At 74.1% G+C, this 14,239-nt stretch carries 13 protein-coding genes; 12 read left to right on the top strand and 1 reads right to left on the bottom strand.

Translation table 11 applies throughout. The features are described 5' to 3' along the window. Nucleotides 1-112: 112 nt before the first annotated feature. Entirely contained in the window at nucleotides 113-676 is a 564-nt protein-coding gene (gene efp / locus Q0840_RS06510) for an elongation factor P (RefSeq protein ID WP_298457745.1), read from the top strand. Continuing rightward, a complete protein-coding gene (gene nusB, locus Q0840_RS06505) occupies nucleotides 677-1,093 on the top strand; it encodes a transcription antitermination factor NusB (RefSeq protein WP_298457744.1) in 417 nt (138 codons plus the stop codon). It abuts the gene before it with no gap. A gap of 37 nt (nucleotides 1,094-1,130) precedes the next feature. Here the strand turns inward: nusB and Q0840_RS06500 are convergent, their stop codons facing one another. Continuing rightward, nucleotides 1,131-3,353, bottom strand: coding sequence for a bifunctional diguanylate cyclase/phosphodiesterase (locus Q0840_RS06500; protein WP_298457742.1), 2,223 nt, complete (start codon nucleotides 3,351-3,353; stop codon nucleotides 1,131-1,133). A gap of 284 nt (nucleotides 3,354-3,637) precedes the next feature. Here Q0840_RS06500 and pyrR point away from each other — a divergent pair, with 284 nt between their 5' ends. The 10 genes from pyrR (at nucleotide 3,638) to rpoZ (ending at nucleotide 14,237) form a co-directional block, all read left to right on the top strand. Then, on the top strand, nucleotides 3,638-4,252 hold the full coding sequence (pyrR, locus tag Q0840_RS06495; protein WP_298457740.1) for a bifunctional pyr operon transcriptional regulator/uracil phosphoribosyltransferase PyrR: 615 nt from the start codon (nucleotides 3,638-3,640) through the stop codon (nucleotides 4,250-4,252). Continuing rightward, the gene (locus Q0840_RS06490; RefSeq protein WP_298457737.1) at nucleotides 4,249-5,268 is read left to right on the top strand and encodes an aspartate carbamoyltransferase catalytic subunit; all 1,020 of its coding nucleotides are present in this window, start codon (nucleotides 4,249-4,251) and stop codon (nucleotides 5,266-5,268) included. The genes pyrR and Q0840_RS06490 overlap by 4 nt, the downstream gene beginning before the upstream one ends. Beyond that, nucleotides 5,268-6,683 (top strand): dihydroorotase, encoded by a 1,416-nt coding sequence (locus Q0840_RS06485; RefSeq protein WP_298457734.1) that lies wholly within the window; start codon nucleotides 5,268-5,270, stop codon nucleotides 6,681-6,683. The genes Q0840_RS06490 and Q0840_RS06485 overlap by 1 nt, the downstream gene beginning before the upstream one ends. Before the next feature lie 11 nt (nucleotides 6,684-6,694). Continuing rightward, on the top strand, nucleotides 6,695-7,276 hold the full coding sequence (locus Q0840_RS06480; protein WP_298457731.1) for a hypothetical protein: 582 nt from the start codon (nucleotides 6,695-6,697) through the stop codon (nucleotides 7,274-7,276). After that, complete coding sequence (gene carA / locus Q0840_RS06475; protein ID WP_298457728.1) at nucleotides 7,273-8,496, top strand: glutamine-hydrolyzing carbamoyl-phosphate synthase small subunit; 1,224 nt, start codon at nucleotides 7,273-7,275, stop codon at nucleotides 8,494-8,496. Before Q0840_RS06480 ends, carA begins: the two co-directional genes overlap by 4 nt. A 5-nt stretch (nucleotides 8,497-8,501) precedes the next feature. Then, complete coding sequence (carB, locus tag Q0840_RS06470) at nucleotides 8,502-11,828, top strand: carbamoyl-phosphate synthase large subunit (RefSeq protein WP_298457725.1); 3,327 nt, start codon at nucleotides 8,502-8,504, stop codon at nucleotides 11,826-11,828. 2 nt (nucleotides 11,829-11,830) lie between these two features. Further along, a complete protein-coding gene (gene pyrF, locus Q0840_RS06465; protein WP_298457944.1) occupies nucleotides 11,831-12,760 on the top strand; it encodes an orotidine-5'-phosphate decarboxylase in 930 nt (309 codons plus the stop codon). A gap of 172 nt (nucleotides 12,761-12,932) precedes the next feature. Next, nucleotides 12,933-13,244 (top strand): integration host factor, actinobacterial type, encoded by a 312-nt coding sequence (gene mihF / locus Q0840_RS06460; protein ID WP_298457722.1) that lies wholly within the window; start codon nucleotides 12,933-12,935, stop codon nucleotides 13,242-13,244. Nucleotides 13,245-13,323: 79 nt separating this feature from the next. Beyond that, nucleotides 13,324-13,893 (top strand): guanylate kinase, encoded by a 570-nt coding sequence (gmk, locus tag Q0840_RS06455; protein WP_298457720.1) that lies wholly within the window; start codon nucleotides 13,324-13,326, stop codon nucleotides 13,891-13,893. Nucleotides 13,894-13,964: 71 nt separating this feature from the next. Then, nucleotides 13,965-14,237 (top strand): DNA-directed RNA polymerase subunit omega, encoded by a 273-nt coding sequence (gene rpoZ / locus Q0840_RS06450; RefSeq protein WP_298457718.1) that lies wholly within the window; start codon nucleotides 13,965-13,967, stop codon nucleotides 14,235-14,237. Nucleotides 14,238-14,239 lie beyond the last annotated feature (2 nt).

The raw sequence follows: 14,239 nt of genomic DNA, 5'->3' as shown, positions 1-14,239 counted from the left end.
AGCAGCGGGACGGGCCGCAGGCTAAGATCGACGGCGGTCTGCCGCGCCCTGCCCGAGAACGACCGCACGGTGCGCCGGCACGTACAGCCCCTTCGACGAGAGAGCACCCACTGTGGCCACCACGAACGACCTGAAGAACGGCACCGTCCTCAAGATCGACGGCCAGCTGTGGACCGTGGTCGAGTTCCAGCACGTCAAGCCGGGCAAGGGCGGCGCCTTCGTGCGCACCAAGCTCAAGAACGTGCTGTCCGGCAAGGTCGTCGACAAGACCTTCAACGCGGGTCTGAAGATCGAGACGGCGAACGTCGACAAGCGCGACATGCAGTACCTGTACAAGGACGGCGCCGACTACGTGTTCATGGACACGGACACCTACGACCAGCTGATGGTCTCCGAGGCCACGGTCGGCGACGCCGCCAACTTCCTGCTCGAGAGCCAGAGCGCGATGGTCGCCACCAACGAGGGTGTCCCGCTCTACGTCGAGCTGCCGCCGTCGGTGGTGCTCGAGATCACCTACACCGAGCCGGGCCTGCAGGGGGACCGCTCGACTGGCGGCACCAAGCCCGCCACCCTCGAGACCGGCCACCAGATCCAGGTCCCGCTGTTCCTGGAGACCGGCACCAAGGTCAAGGTGGACACCCGGGACTCGGGCTACCTGGGTCGCGTGAACGACTAAGTGGGAGCCCGGACCAAGGCCCGCAAGCGTGCCCTCGACGTGCTGTTCGAGGCCGAGCAGCGTCAGCGCGACCCGCTGACGCTGCTGGCCGAGCGCATCGCCGAGCCCGGCACCGAGGCGGCGCTGCCCCAGTACTCCGTCGACATCGTCGAGGGCGTCCTGGCCGAGCGCGGGCGCATCGACGAGCTGCTCTCCACGCACGCGCACGGCTGGACCCTCGAGCGCATGCCCGCCGTGGACCGCGCGGTGCTGCGCATCGGCGCGTGGGAGGTCCTGTTCAACGACGACGTGCCCGACGCCGTCGCGGTGGACGAGGCGGTGGAGATGGCGCGGGCGCTGTCCACGGACGACTCGCCCACGTTCGTCAACGGGCTGCTCGGGCGGATCGTCGACCTGAAGCCGACCCTGCTCGCCTGAGGTCCCGCGGGTGACACCCGCGCAGGACGCCGACGACTCAGGACTGTGCGGCCGGGGCCGGCCGGGGCACCGCGACCGGCCGTGGCCGGCCCGGCGCCGGACGACCGAGCAGGTACCCCTGGAGCTTGGGGACCCCGAGCTCCACGAGCGCGTCGAGCTGCTGCACGGTCTCGACGCCCTCGGCGACCACGTCCAGGTCGTAGGCGTCCGCGAGCGACACGATCGCGGCGACCACGGCCCGGCCCTGATCGGTCGTCACCGCGTCGACGAAGGCGCGGTCGATCTTCAGCACGTCGACCGGCAGGGTGGCGAGCCGGGCGAACGAGCTGTAGCCGGTCCCGAAGTCGTCGATCGCGATGCGGGCGCCGAGTCCCCGCAGCACCTGGAGCGCTGCGAGCACGTGGGGGATGTCCTGCAGCAGGGCGCTCTCGGTGATCTCCAGGGTCAGGGTGCGCCAGTCCGCGGAGCCCCAGTCGGCGATAAGCTGGTCGACGAAGCCCGGCTCGGCGAGCTGCCGGGCCGCGACGTTCACCATGACCGGCAGCCCCATGCCCTGCGCGCCGGTACGCGCGACGGCGAGCACGCGCCGCCCGATCGGCACGATGAGCCCGGTCTCCTCGGCGAACGACAGCCACTCGCCGGGCATCCGGATCCGGCCCCCGTGGTCCCAGCGGGCGAGCACCTCGACCCCCACGACCCGCATCGACGCGGCCTCCACGACGGGCTGGAAGTACGCCGTGAACTCGTCCTCCACGAGCGCGATCCCCAGCTCTCGGCGCAGCTCCTCGTCGGCCTGCATCCGGGCCCGCAGCGCGTCGTCGAACACCACGACGCCGGACCGGCGGCGCTTGCTCTCGAGCATCGCGGTGCCGGCCTGCCGCAGCAGGTGGTCCGGCTCGCCGCCGGCCAGCGGGCACCAGCCCGCGACCCCGACGGACAGCAGCGGCAGGGCACGGTCGCCGTCGTCGGTGAGCCCGTGGCGGATCCGGTTGGCGAGCGCGACCAGCTCGTCGTCGCTGCCCGGCTGCTGGACCACGACGACGAACTCGTCACCGCCGAAGCGCGCGACCACGTCGTCCGCGGCGACGCACCGGCGCAGGTGCGCCGCCGTGCGGACCAGCAGCTCGTCCCCCCAGGTGTGCCCGTGCAGGTCGTTCTCGACCTTGAACCCGTCGATGTCGCAGTGCAGGACGGCCTGGCGTGAGCGGTCCTGCCGGGCGCGCACGAGCACGTCGGCCAGGTGCCGGTCCAGGGCTCGGCGGTTGGGCAGTCCGGTGAGCGAGTCGGTGAACGCCGCCCGCTCGAGGTCACGACCCAGGGTGATGCGCTCGGCCGCCGTCGAGACCACGCGTGCCAGCTCGTCGAGGAACCGACGGGTGTCGTCGTGCTCCGACGGCCCCCCGGCGCCCACGAGCCGCGCCGCGAACCGCCCGCGCGGCAGCGGCTCGAGGCTGGCGTGGATCGACGGGTCACGCAGCACGCGCTGCGCGGCGCTCTCCGCCTCGACGAGCAGCCCGTCCGCGTCGGTCGCGTACCAGGCGGACGTGCCCAGGTCGGCCACCGCGTCGCGCATCGCGTGCTGGCGGCGGGCGTCGCGCTCCACGACGGCGAGCCGGCGCAGACCCAGCGCGGTGAGGCCCCCGGCCAGCGGGACGGTCCACACGACGGTCAGCGGATGGGTCCAGGGTCCGACCGGGGCGAGGTACGGCAGCGTGAGCAGGACGACCGAGACGACGCTCGTTCCCGCGATCACCACGAGCGTGCGACGGTCCCGCACCCGGCGCAGCGCGAGCACCACGTAGGCGGCCACCGCGGCGAGCGGCAGGCAGAACGTGGGCACGGACAGCGGCCCCCGGGCCATCGCGGCCCCGCTTCCGTCCACCAGCACCAGGTCGGTGGTGAGCCAGATCCCGGCCCGCAGCGCGAACGCCGCGGTCGCCGCGATCACCCACGGCCGGACGGGTGGCCCACCGGTGAACGCCCGGACCGTGGGCACGGCGAGCACGACGCACACCGCGAGCACCTGCGCCCGCACGAACACGACCGAGCTGTAGGAGCCGTCGGTGACGGCCAGCGTCGACAGGCCGATGTTGACCGACAGCAGCACCGCGATCGCGACCGTCCACGTGAGCAGCCAGCCCGACCCGCTGCGGCCGCGGTCGCTGCGCCACCAGATCACCTGGAGGAGGCACAGGCCCGCGACCAGGCCGGCGATCACGCTCTGCGTGACCACCGCGATCGACGACGCTGCCTCGGACATGCCCCCGAGTATCGGTCATGCGGTCCATGACTGAAGTCCACGTCCCGTGTGCGCGGCGCGGAATCCTCCGGTCGGCCGACAGTTTCACCCGATCACCGGGCCGGCCCGAGCCCGTGCCGAGCTCGTGCCGACCGCCCCGCCGACCGTCCGGCCGACCGCCCCGCGGCGCCCCGACCGCCCCCGGACGACCGCCGAGCAGGCCGGTCGGTGCCGACAGGTAGGGTGGTCGCCTGACAGACATTCCTTTAAGGCCCGTCCGGTGAGGCGGGGAAGGAGGTCGCCAGATGACGTCTGGCCCCACTGCGCCCGACCGTCCCGACCGGCGGGACCGGCCCGATCGCGGCACCGCTGTCGTCCTGGGCGCTCCCGAGATCGGTCGAGCGCTCACCCGCATCGCGCACGAGGTGCTCGAGCGCAACAAGGGTGCCGACGACCTCGTGCTCCTCGGCATCCCGACCCGCGGGCTCCCGCTCGCCGAGCGGCTGGCCCGCCGGGTCGCGGCCGTGGAGGCCGGCGTCGACCCGGCCGCCCTGGTGGGCGTGCTCGACGTGACCATGTACCGCGACGACCTGTCCCGGCACCCCACCCGTCCGATCGGCACCACCCGGCTGCCGGCGTCGGGCATCGACGGCAAGGTCGTCGTCCTGGTCGACGACGTGCTGTTCTCCGGCCGCACGATCCGCGCCGCCCTCGACGCGATCAACGACCTCGGCCGGCCCCGTGCCGTCCAGCTCGCGACCCTGGTCGACCGCGGCCACCGGGAGCTGCCGATCCGCGCCGACTACGTCGGCAAGAACCTGCCCACCGCCCAAGCCGAGCGGGTCCGGGTGCTGGTCGAGGAGATCGACGGCGAGGACGCCGTCCACATCGAGGCCGGCGAGGAGGGACCCGCCCGATGAGGCACCTGCTCTCCACCGGTGACCTGGACCGGGAGACCGCCGTCCACGTCCTGGACACCGCGGCGGGGATGGCCGCGACCCAGTCCCGGGAGATCAAGAAGCTGCCGACGCTGCGCGGGCGCACGGTCGTCAACCTGTTCTTCGAGGACTCCACCCGCACCCGGATCTCGTTCGAGACCGCCGCCAAGCGGCTGTCGGCCGACGTCATCAACTTCTCCGCCAAGGGCTCGAGCGTGTCCAAGGGCGAGTCGCTCAAGGACACCGCGCTGACCCTGCAGGCCATGGGCGCCGACGCCGTCGTGATCCGGCACAGCGCGTCCGGCGCCCCGCACACGCTGGCACGCTCGGGCTGGGTCGACGGCGCCGTCGTCAACGCCGGTGACGGCACGCACCAGCACCCGACGCAGGCCCTGCTCGACGCCTACACGATCCGCCGGCACCTCGTCGGCGCCGGCGGGACCGCCGACCCCGCCGGCCGCGACCTGGCCGGACTGCGGGTCGCGGTCGTGGGGGACGTGCTGCACTCGCGGGTCGCCCGGTCCAACGTCGACCTGCTGACCACGCTGGGCGCCGAGGTGACGCTGGTCGCGCCGCCGACCCTCGTCCCGGTCGGGGTCGAGGCGTGGCCGTGCCGGGTGTCGTACCACCTGGACCCGGTGCTGGCCGACCAGCGACCGGACGCCGTGATGATGCTGCGCGTGCAACGCGAGAGGATGGGCGCCGGTGCCGCCGGCGGCGGGTACTTCCCGACGCCGCTGGAGTACACCCGCGGGTACGGGCTCGACGCCCGACGCCTCGCCCTGCTGCCCGACCACGCGATCGTCATGCACCCCGGACCGATGAACCGGGGACTGGAGATCTCCGCCGACGCGGCGGACTCGCCGCGCGCGGTGATCGTGGAGCAGGTCGCGAACGGCGTCGCGGTGCGGATGGCGGTGCTGTACCTGCTGCTCGCAGGCGAGGTCAGCCCCGCGGGCGGGCACGAACGGCTGGACGACAGGACGGGGATCGCGTGATGAGCTCGGGGACGGCGCAGAGGTACCTGCTCACGGGCGTCGCACCGCTGGGCGGCGAGCCCACCGACCTGCTGCTGGCCGGCGGCGTCGTCGCCGCGGTCGGGGCCGACGACGTCCGCGCCGCGCTGGGCACGGGCACCGGGGCCGACGGCGGCCACGGGCTCGACGACGTCGTGACCGTGGACGGCGCCGGCCTGGTCGCGCTGCCGGGCCTGGTGGACCTGCACACCCACCTGCGCGAGCCCGGCCGGGAGGACGCCGAGACGGTCGGGTCCGGCACGCGCGCCGCCGCGCTCGGCGGGTTCACCGCCGTCCACGCCATGGCGAACACGTCCCCGGTCGCCGACACCGCCGGCGTCGTGGAGCAGGTGTGGCGCCTGGGGCGCGACGCCGGCTGGGTCGACGTCCACCCGGTCGGCGCCGTGAGCGTCGGCCTGGAGGGCGCGTCCCTCGCCGAGCTCGGCGCGATGGCGGCGTCGGCGGCGCGCGTGCGGGTCTTCAGCGACGACGGCAAGTGCGTCCACGACCCGGTCCTCATGCGCCGCGCGCTGGAGTACGTCAAGGCGTTCGACGGCGTCGTCGCGCAGCACGCCCAGGAGCCGCGCCTGACGGTCGGCGCGCAGATGCACGAGGGCGTGGTGTCCGCCGAGCTGGGTCTGGCGGGCTGGCCGGCGGTCGCCGAGGAGGCGATCATCGCCCGCGACGTGCTGCTCGCCGAGCACGTGGGCTCCCGGCTGCACGTGTGCCACCTGTCCACCGCCGGCTCGGTCGAGCTGATCCGCTGGGCGAAGTCGCGGGGGATCGCCGTCACCGCCGAGGTCACGCCGCACCACCTCGTGCTGACCGACGAGCTGGCCCGGGACTACGACCCGATCTACAAGGTCAACCCGCCGCTGCGGACCCAGGCCGACGTGGACGCCGTCCGCGACGGGCTGGCCGACGGCACCATCGACATCGTCGCGACCGACCACGCCCCGCACACCCGTGAGGACAAGGACTGCGAGTGGGGCGCCGCCGCGATGGGCATGACCGGGCTCGAGACGGCGCTGTCGGTGGTGCAGCAGACCATGGTCGACACGGGCCGGATGACCTGGGCCGACGTCGCCCGGGTGATGTCCACCGCGCCCGCGGCGATCGGCCGCGTCGAGGACCACGGACGGCCGATCGCCGTCGGCGAGCCCGCCAACCTCACGCTCGTCGACCCGGCGGCCCGGACCGTCGTGGTGCCCGAGCGGCAGGGCACGGCGAGCGTGAACTCCCCGTTCCGCGGCCGCGAGCTGCCCGGCCGCGTGGTGGCGACCTTCCTGCGCGGGCGCGCGACCGTGCTCGACGGCCAGGCGGTCGACCGCGCCGGCCAGCACGCCGGCCAGCACGCCGGCGGGGGCGTCGCCGACGTCCCGGGGGTGAGGTCCTGATGCCGCCCGCCGTGACCGTGACGATCCTGGCCCTGCTGGGTGCGAGCGCGCTGTGGGGGATGCGGGCCGGGTGGCGGCACCGCGCCGAGCGCACCGGCGCCGTCGTGCCGTCGCTGCCGGCCGTCCCGGCCGACGACGACCCGGCGCTCGGCCGTGCGCTGACCGCACCGATCGAGGCGACCTACGTGTCCAGCACCGTGGCCGGTGACTGGCTCGAGCGCGTGGTCGCCCACGACCTCGGCGTCCGGTCCGGCGCCGTGGTCCAGGTGTTCACCGGCGGCGTCCGGGTCCGGCGCCACGGCGCCGCCGACCTGTGGGTCCCGGCCGGTGCGCTGCTCGCCGCCGGCACCGCGCCCGGCATGGCCGGCAAGTACGTGGGCGGCGACGGCCTCGTCGTCCTGACCTGGCAGCCGCCGAGCTCGGGGGCCACCGCCGACGCACCCAGCGACGCCACCGCCGACCGCGCCCCGGCCGCCCGGCTCGACACCGGCCTGCGGCCCCGCCGCGCGGAGGACCGCGCCGCGCTGCTGCGCGCCGCGCGTGACCTCGCCGCCGCGGCCACCACGACCATCCCCACCGAGGAGACAGCGTGAGCGACCACACCCCGCCCGTCCGGCCTGTGCGTGCCCAGGGGCCCGCGGTCCTGGTCCTGGAGGACGGCCGCACGTTCACCGGCCGCGCCTACGGCGCCGCCGGACGCACGGTCGGCGAGATCGTCTTCAACACCGGCATGACCGGCTACCAGGAGACCCTCACCGACCCGTCGTACCACCGGCAGATCGTCGTGATGACGGCGCCGCACGTGGGCAACACGGGCGTCAACGAGGAGGACGACGAGTCGACCCGCATCTGGGTGGCGGGGTTCGTCGTGCGTGACCCCGCCCGCCGGGCGTCGAGCTGGCGCGCCACGCGCGACCTGGACGACGAGCTCGCCGAGCAGGGTGTGGTCGGGATCAGCGCGATCGACACCCGGGCGCTGACCCGGCACCTGCGCGAGCGGGGCGTCATGCGCGCCGGCGTGTTCTCCGGCGAGGCGCTGGTCGACGCCGACGGCGCCCCGCGCCCGGTGGAGAGCCTGCTCGCGGAGGTCGCCGACGCGCCCGCGATGGCCGGCGCCGACCTGGCCGGCGAGGTGTCGACCGACGCGGCCTACGTCGTGCCGGCGCTCGGCCCGGACGGCGAGCGGCTGGACACCCCGGTCGCGACGGTCGCGGCGGTCGACCTCGGCATCAAGTCGAACACGCCCCGGTCGCTGGCCCAGCGCGGGGTCGAGGTCCACGTCCTGCCCGCCACCGCGACCATCGAGGAGGTGCTCGCCACCGGTCCGGACGGGGTGTTCTTCTCCAACGGCCCGGGCGACCCGTCGGCCGCGGTGCACGAGATCGAGCTGCTGCGGGACGTGCTGGACCGCCGGATCCCCTTCTTCGGCATCTGCTACGGCAACCAGCTGCTCGGCCGCGCGCTCGGCTACGGCACCTACAAGCTGGCCTACGGCCACCGCGGGGTGAACCAGCCGGTGATGGACCGCACCACGGGCAAGGTCGAGATCACCGCCCACAACCACGGGTTCGCCGTCGATGCCCCGCTGGACGGGGAGAGCGTCGCCCCGCACGACGGCGGCCGCTACGGCCGCGTCGTCGTCTCCCACGTCGACCTCAACGACGACGTGGTCGAGGGCCTGTCCGCGCTGGACCTGCCGGCGTTCTCGGTGCAGTACCACCCCGAGGCCGCCGCCGGCCCGCACGACGCCGCGTACCTGTTCGACCGCTTCCTCGCCCTCATGACCGACACCGCCGAGCAGAAGGACGCCTGACCACCATGCCCCGTCGCCCTGACATCGCCAGCGTCCTGGTGATCGGCTCCGGCCCGATCGTCATCGGGCAGGCCGCCGAGTTCGACTACTCCGGGACGCAGGCCTGCCGCGTGCTGCGGGACGAGGGGCTGCGGGTCATCCTCGTCAACTCCAACCCGGCCACGATCATGACCGACCCCGAGTTCGCCGACGCCACCTACGTCGAGCCCATCACCCCCGAGGTGATCGCCTCGATCATCGCCAAGGAGCGCCCCGACGCCCTGCTGCCGACCCTCGGCGGGCAGACCGCGCTGAACGCGGCCATCGCGCTGCACGAGAACGGCGTCCTGGAGCAGTACGGCGTGGAGCTGATCGGCGCGAACATCGCCGCCATCCACCTCGCCGAGGACCGCCAGCTGTTCAAGGGCGTCGTCGAGCGCTGCGGCGCGGAGAGCGCCCGCAGCGTCATCACCCACACGATGGACGAGGTCCTCGCCGCAGCGGACGGCCTGGGGTACCCACTCGTCGTGCGGCCGTCCTTCACGATGGGCGGCCTGGGGTCGGGGATCGCCTACGACGAGGCCGAGCTGCGCCAGATCGCCGGCCAGGGCCTGCACTACTCGCCGACCACCGAGGTGCTCCTGGAGGAGTCGATCCTCGGCTGGAAGGAGTACGAGCTCGAGCTCATGCGCGACAAGGCCGACAACGTCGTCGTCGTGTGCTCGATCGAGAACGTCGACCCGGTCGGGGTGCACACCGGCGACTCGGTCACCGTGGCCCCGGCGCTGACCCTGACGGACCGCGAGTACCAGCGCATGCGGGACATCGGCATCGCGGTCATCCGCGAGGTCGGCGTCGACACCGGCGGGTGCAACATCCAGTTCGCGGTCCACCCGACGACCGGCCGGGTCGTGGTCATCGAGATGAACCCGCGGGTGAGCCGCTCCTCCGCCCTGGCGTCCAAGGCGACCGGGTTCCCGATCGCCAAGATCGCCGCGCGCCTGGCCGTCGGCTACACCCTCGACGAGATCCCCAACGACATCACCGCGTCGACGCCGGCGTCCTTCGAGCCCACGCTCGACTACGTCGTGGTCAAGGTGCCGCGGTTCGCGTTCGAGAAGTTCCCCGCCGCGGACCCCACGCTCACGACCACGATGAAGTCTGTCGGGGAGGCCATGGCCCTGGGCCGCAACTTCACCGAGGCGCTCGGCAAGGCGCTGCGGTCCATCGACACCCGCGGTGCGGACCTCCACTGGGCCGGCGAGCCGCTCGCCGGGGCGGAGCTGGACGCCGTCCTGGCGACCGTCGACCGGCCCACCCAGCGCCGCCTCGTGGACGTCCAGCAGGTCCTGCGCGCCGGCGTCCCGCTGGAGGACGTCTACCGCCGCACCGGCATCGACCCGTGGTTCCTCGACCAGCTCCAGCTCGTCAACGAGGTCGCCGCCGCGACGGCGGCCGCCCCCGAGCTGACCCGCGAGGTCCTGCTCGAGGCCAAGCGGCACGGCATCTCCGACCGCCAGATCGGGCAGCTGCGCGGCATCCAGGAGGACCACGTCCGCCTGACCCGCCACGTGCTGAAGGTCCGGCCGGTCTACAAGACGGTCGACACCTGCGCCGCCGAGTTCGCGGCGACCACGCCCTACCACTACTCCTCCTACGACGAGGAGACCGAGGTCGAGCCGCGGGACCGTCCCGCGATCCTCATCCTCGGGTCCGGGCCGAACCGGATCGGCCAGGGCATCGAGTTCGACTACTCCTGCGTGCACGCCGCCCTGGCGCTCAAGGGCGAGTTCGAGACCGTCATGGTGAACTGCAACCCCGAGACGGTCTCGACCGACTACGACACCTCCGACCGGCTGTACTTCGAGCCGCTGACGTTCGAGGACGTCATGGAGGTCTACGACGCCGAGCTCGCCGCCGGGCCGGTCGCCGGCGTCATAGTCCAGCTCGGTGGCCAGACGCCGCTCGGGCTCGCGCAGCGGCTGGCCGACGCCGGCGTCCCGATCCTGGGCACCTCGCCCGAGGCCATCGACCTGGCCGAGGACCGCGGCGCGTTCGGCCGGGTCCTGGCGCAGGCGGGGCTGCCCGCCCCCGCGTTCGGCACGGCGACGTCGGCGGCCGAGGCGCGGGAGGTCGCGGCGTCGATCGGCTTCCCCGTCCTGGTGCGGCCCTCGTACGTGCTCGGCGGCCGCGGCATGGAGATCGTCTACGACGACGCCCAGCTGGCCCGGTACGTCGACACGGCCCTCCAGGAGGCGCCGGACGGGTTCGCGTCCGCGCCGCTGCTGATCGACCGCTTCCTCGACGACGCGATCGAGATCGACGTCGACGCGCTGTTCGACGGCGAGGAGATGTTCCTCGGTGGCGTCATGGAGCACATCGAGGAGGCCGGCATCCACTCCGGGGACTCCGCGTGCGTGCTGCCCCCGGTGACGCTGTCGACCAGCGAGCTGGACCGGATCCGCCGGTCGACGCAGGCGCTGGGCCGGGGCATCGGCGTGCGCGGCCTGCTCAACGTCCAGTACGCGCTGGTCAGCGACGTGCTGTACGTCCTGGAGGCGAACCCGCGGGCGTCCCGGACGGTGCCGTTCGTGTCCAAGGCGACCGGCGTGTCGCTCGCCAAGGCCGCGGCCCTGGTGATGGCCGGGCACACCATCGCGGACCTGCGCGCCTCGGGCGTCCTGCCCGCGGCCGACGGCGGGGTGGTCGACCTGGACGCCCCGATCGCCGTCAAGGAGGCCGTGCTGCCGTTCAAGCGGTTCCGCACGACCGACGGCACCGTGGTCGACACCGTGCTCGGGCCGGAGATGCGCTCGACCGGCGAGGTGATGGGCTTCGACGTCGACTTCCCGACGGCGTTCGCCAAGTCGCAGGCGGCCGCGTTCGGCGGGCTGCCGACGTCGGGCAGCGTGTTCATCTCGGTCGCCGACCGGGACAAGCGCGCGATCGTCTTCCCGGTCAAGCGCCTCGTCGAGCTCGGCTTCCAGATCCTGGCGACCGAGGGCACCGCGGGCGTGCTGCGCCGCAGCGGCATCCCCTCGACGGTCGTCCGCAAGCACTCCACCGGCCGCGGACCGGCGGGGGAGCCGACCATCGTCGACCTCATCCGGGCCGGCGAGGTGGAGATGGTGGTCAACACCCCCTCGGGCCAGGGCGCCCGCGCCGACGGCTACGAGATCCGTACCGCGACCACGGCTGCGGACAAGGCGATCGTCACCACCGTCCAGCAGCTCGGCGCCGCGGTCCAGGGCATCGAGGCGGCGCTGGCCGGCCCGTTCGACGTCACCAGCCTGCAGGCGCACGACGCCGCACGGGCGGCGCGGCTGTCCGCGCCGGCCGGGGTCGGGGCGTGAGCGTGCCGGCGTCGACGGGCGCGCCGGGGACCGGGCAGGGAACCGGACCCGGGACCCGGCAGCCGTTCGGTGCGCGGCTCGCCGCGGCGATGGCCGAGCACGGACCGCTGTGCGTGGGCATCGACCCGCACCCCGGGCTGCTGGCCGCGTGGGGCCTGCCCGACGACGCCGCCGGCCTGCGGTCCTTCGCGCTGCGCGTGCTGGACGCGGTGGCCGGCCGGGTGGCCGCGGTCAAGCCGCAGTCCGCACTGTTCGAGCGGCACGGCTCGGCCGGGGTCGCGGTGCTCGAGGAGGTCGTCGCCGCCGGACGGGCGACCGGCACTCTGGTCGTGGTGGACGCCAAGCGCGGCGACATCGGGTCGACGATGGCCGGCTACGCCGACGCCTACCTGCGCGACGGGTCGCCGCTGGCCGGGGACGCGCTGACCGTGTCCCCGTACCTCGGGTTCGGCTCGCTGGCGCCCGCGGTCGAGGTCGCGTCCGCGACCGGGCGCGGCCTGTTCGTGCTCGCGCTCACCTCCAACCCCGAGGGCGCCGCCGTGCAGCACGCCGTCGCCGCGGACGGCCGCAGCGTCGCCCGGACGGTCGCCGAGGAGGCCGCGGCCCTCAACGCCGCCGAGCTCGCGGGGCTCGCCGCCGTCGGCTCCGGCTCGGTGGCTCTCGGCTCGATGGGGCTCGTCGTCGGCGCGACCGTCGGGGACGCCGCCGAGCGGCTGGGCATCGACCTCGCCGCCGTCCGCGGACCGCTGCTCGCCCCGGGCGTCGGCGCGCAGGGCGCGGGTCCGGCCGAGCTCGCCCGCGTCTTCGGCGCCGCCCGCTCCGGCGTGCTGGCGTCGTCGTCCCGCGGCGTGCTGGCGGCCGGTCCGCAGGCGGGGGCGCTGCGGGAGGCCGCACGCCGTGCCGCGGACGACGCCGCGTCGGCGCTGGCCTGACCGGCAGGCGGTCCCGGGCCGCCCTCGCACCCGCTCGGGCGGCCGTCCGCCGGGCGTCCCGGACGCCTGACCTGCACCGCTGCCCGGTCCTGCCGGGACCGCCGCGTTGCCCCGGGCAGGGTCGGTCGCTAGGTTCGGGGTCACGTTCCCGCTATCGATGAGGTGACCACGCGTGGCCCTACCGCCGCTCACACCCGAACAACGCGCCGCCGCGCTGGAGAAGGCCGCCGCGGCGCGCCAGGCCCGGGCCGAGGTGAAGAACCGACTCAAGTACTCCCAGGGCTCCCTGTCCGAGGTGATCGAGCAGGGGCGCACCGACGACACGATCGGCAAGCTCAAGGTCGTCGCGCTGCTCGAGTCGCTGCCCGGCGTCGGCAAGGTCAAGGCGCGCGCCATCATGGCCGAGGTCGGGATCTCCGAGACCCGCCGTGTGCGCGGGCTCGGCCCGCACCAGGCCAAGGCGCTCGTCGACCGCTTCGGCTGACCCGCCCGTCCCCGCCGTCCAGCCCACTCGGCCAGCCACCCGTCCGAGCACTCGTCCTACCAGGAGCGCCGCACCACCCATGACGACGACGCCAGCCCGGCTCACCGTTCTCGCCGGACCCACCGCCGTCGGCAAGGGCACCGTCTCCGCCGATGTGCGCCTGCGGTACCCGGAGGTGTGGCTGTCGGTGTCCGCGACGACGCGGTCACCGCGCCCGGGCGAGATCGACGGGGTGCACTACCACTTCCTGTCCGCCGGGGAGTTCGAGGCCATGGCGGCCCGCGGCGACCTGCTGGAGTGGGCGGTCGTGCACGGGCGCAACCGCTACGGCACGCCCCGCAAGCCGGTCGAGGAGCGGCTGGCCGCCGGGGAGCCGGCGCTGCTGGAGATCGACCTGCAGGGTGCCCGGCAGGTGCGCGAGACCATGCCGGACGCGCTGTTCGTCTTCCTCGCCCCGCCGTCGTGGGAGGAGCTCGAGCGGCGCCTGGTCGGCCGCGGGACCGAGGGACCCGAGGAGCGCGCGCGGCGGCTGGCGACCGCGACGGTCGAGCTCGCCGCGGAGCCGGAGTTCGACGTGACGATCGTCAACGACGAGGTGCACCGCGCGACCGACGAGCTGGTCCGGTTGATGGGTCTGACCACCCGGTAGACTGGGCGGTCGGCCCGCGAGGGTCGCCCCCGATCATCTTCGATCACCACCCCGATCCCGCAGGAGCACCCGTGTCCGGAACCGTGGCAGAGCCCGTCGGCATCACCGACCCGCCCATCGACAAGCTGCTCGAGAAGGCCAGCTCCAAGTACGCGCTCGTGGTCTACTCGGCCAAGCGTGCCCGGCAGATCAACGCCTACTACTCCCAGCTCAACGAGGGCCTGCTCGAGTACGTCGGGCCGCTGGTCGAGACCCGGCCGCAGGAGAAGGCGCTGTCCATCGCCATGCGTGAGATCAACGACGGCCTGCTGACCGTCGAGTCGACCGAGCAGCCCGGGGCCTGACG

The sequence above is a fragment of the uncultured Cellulomonas sp. genome (assembly GCF_947494015.1).
In the GTDB taxonomy this organism is placed as follows: Bacteria; Actinomycetota; Actinomycetes; order Actinomycetales; family Cellulomonadaceae; genus Pengzhenrongella.
The sequence above is the reverse complement of the archived record's forward strand: the minus strand, read 5'-3'. Positions and strand labels throughout refer to the sequence as shown.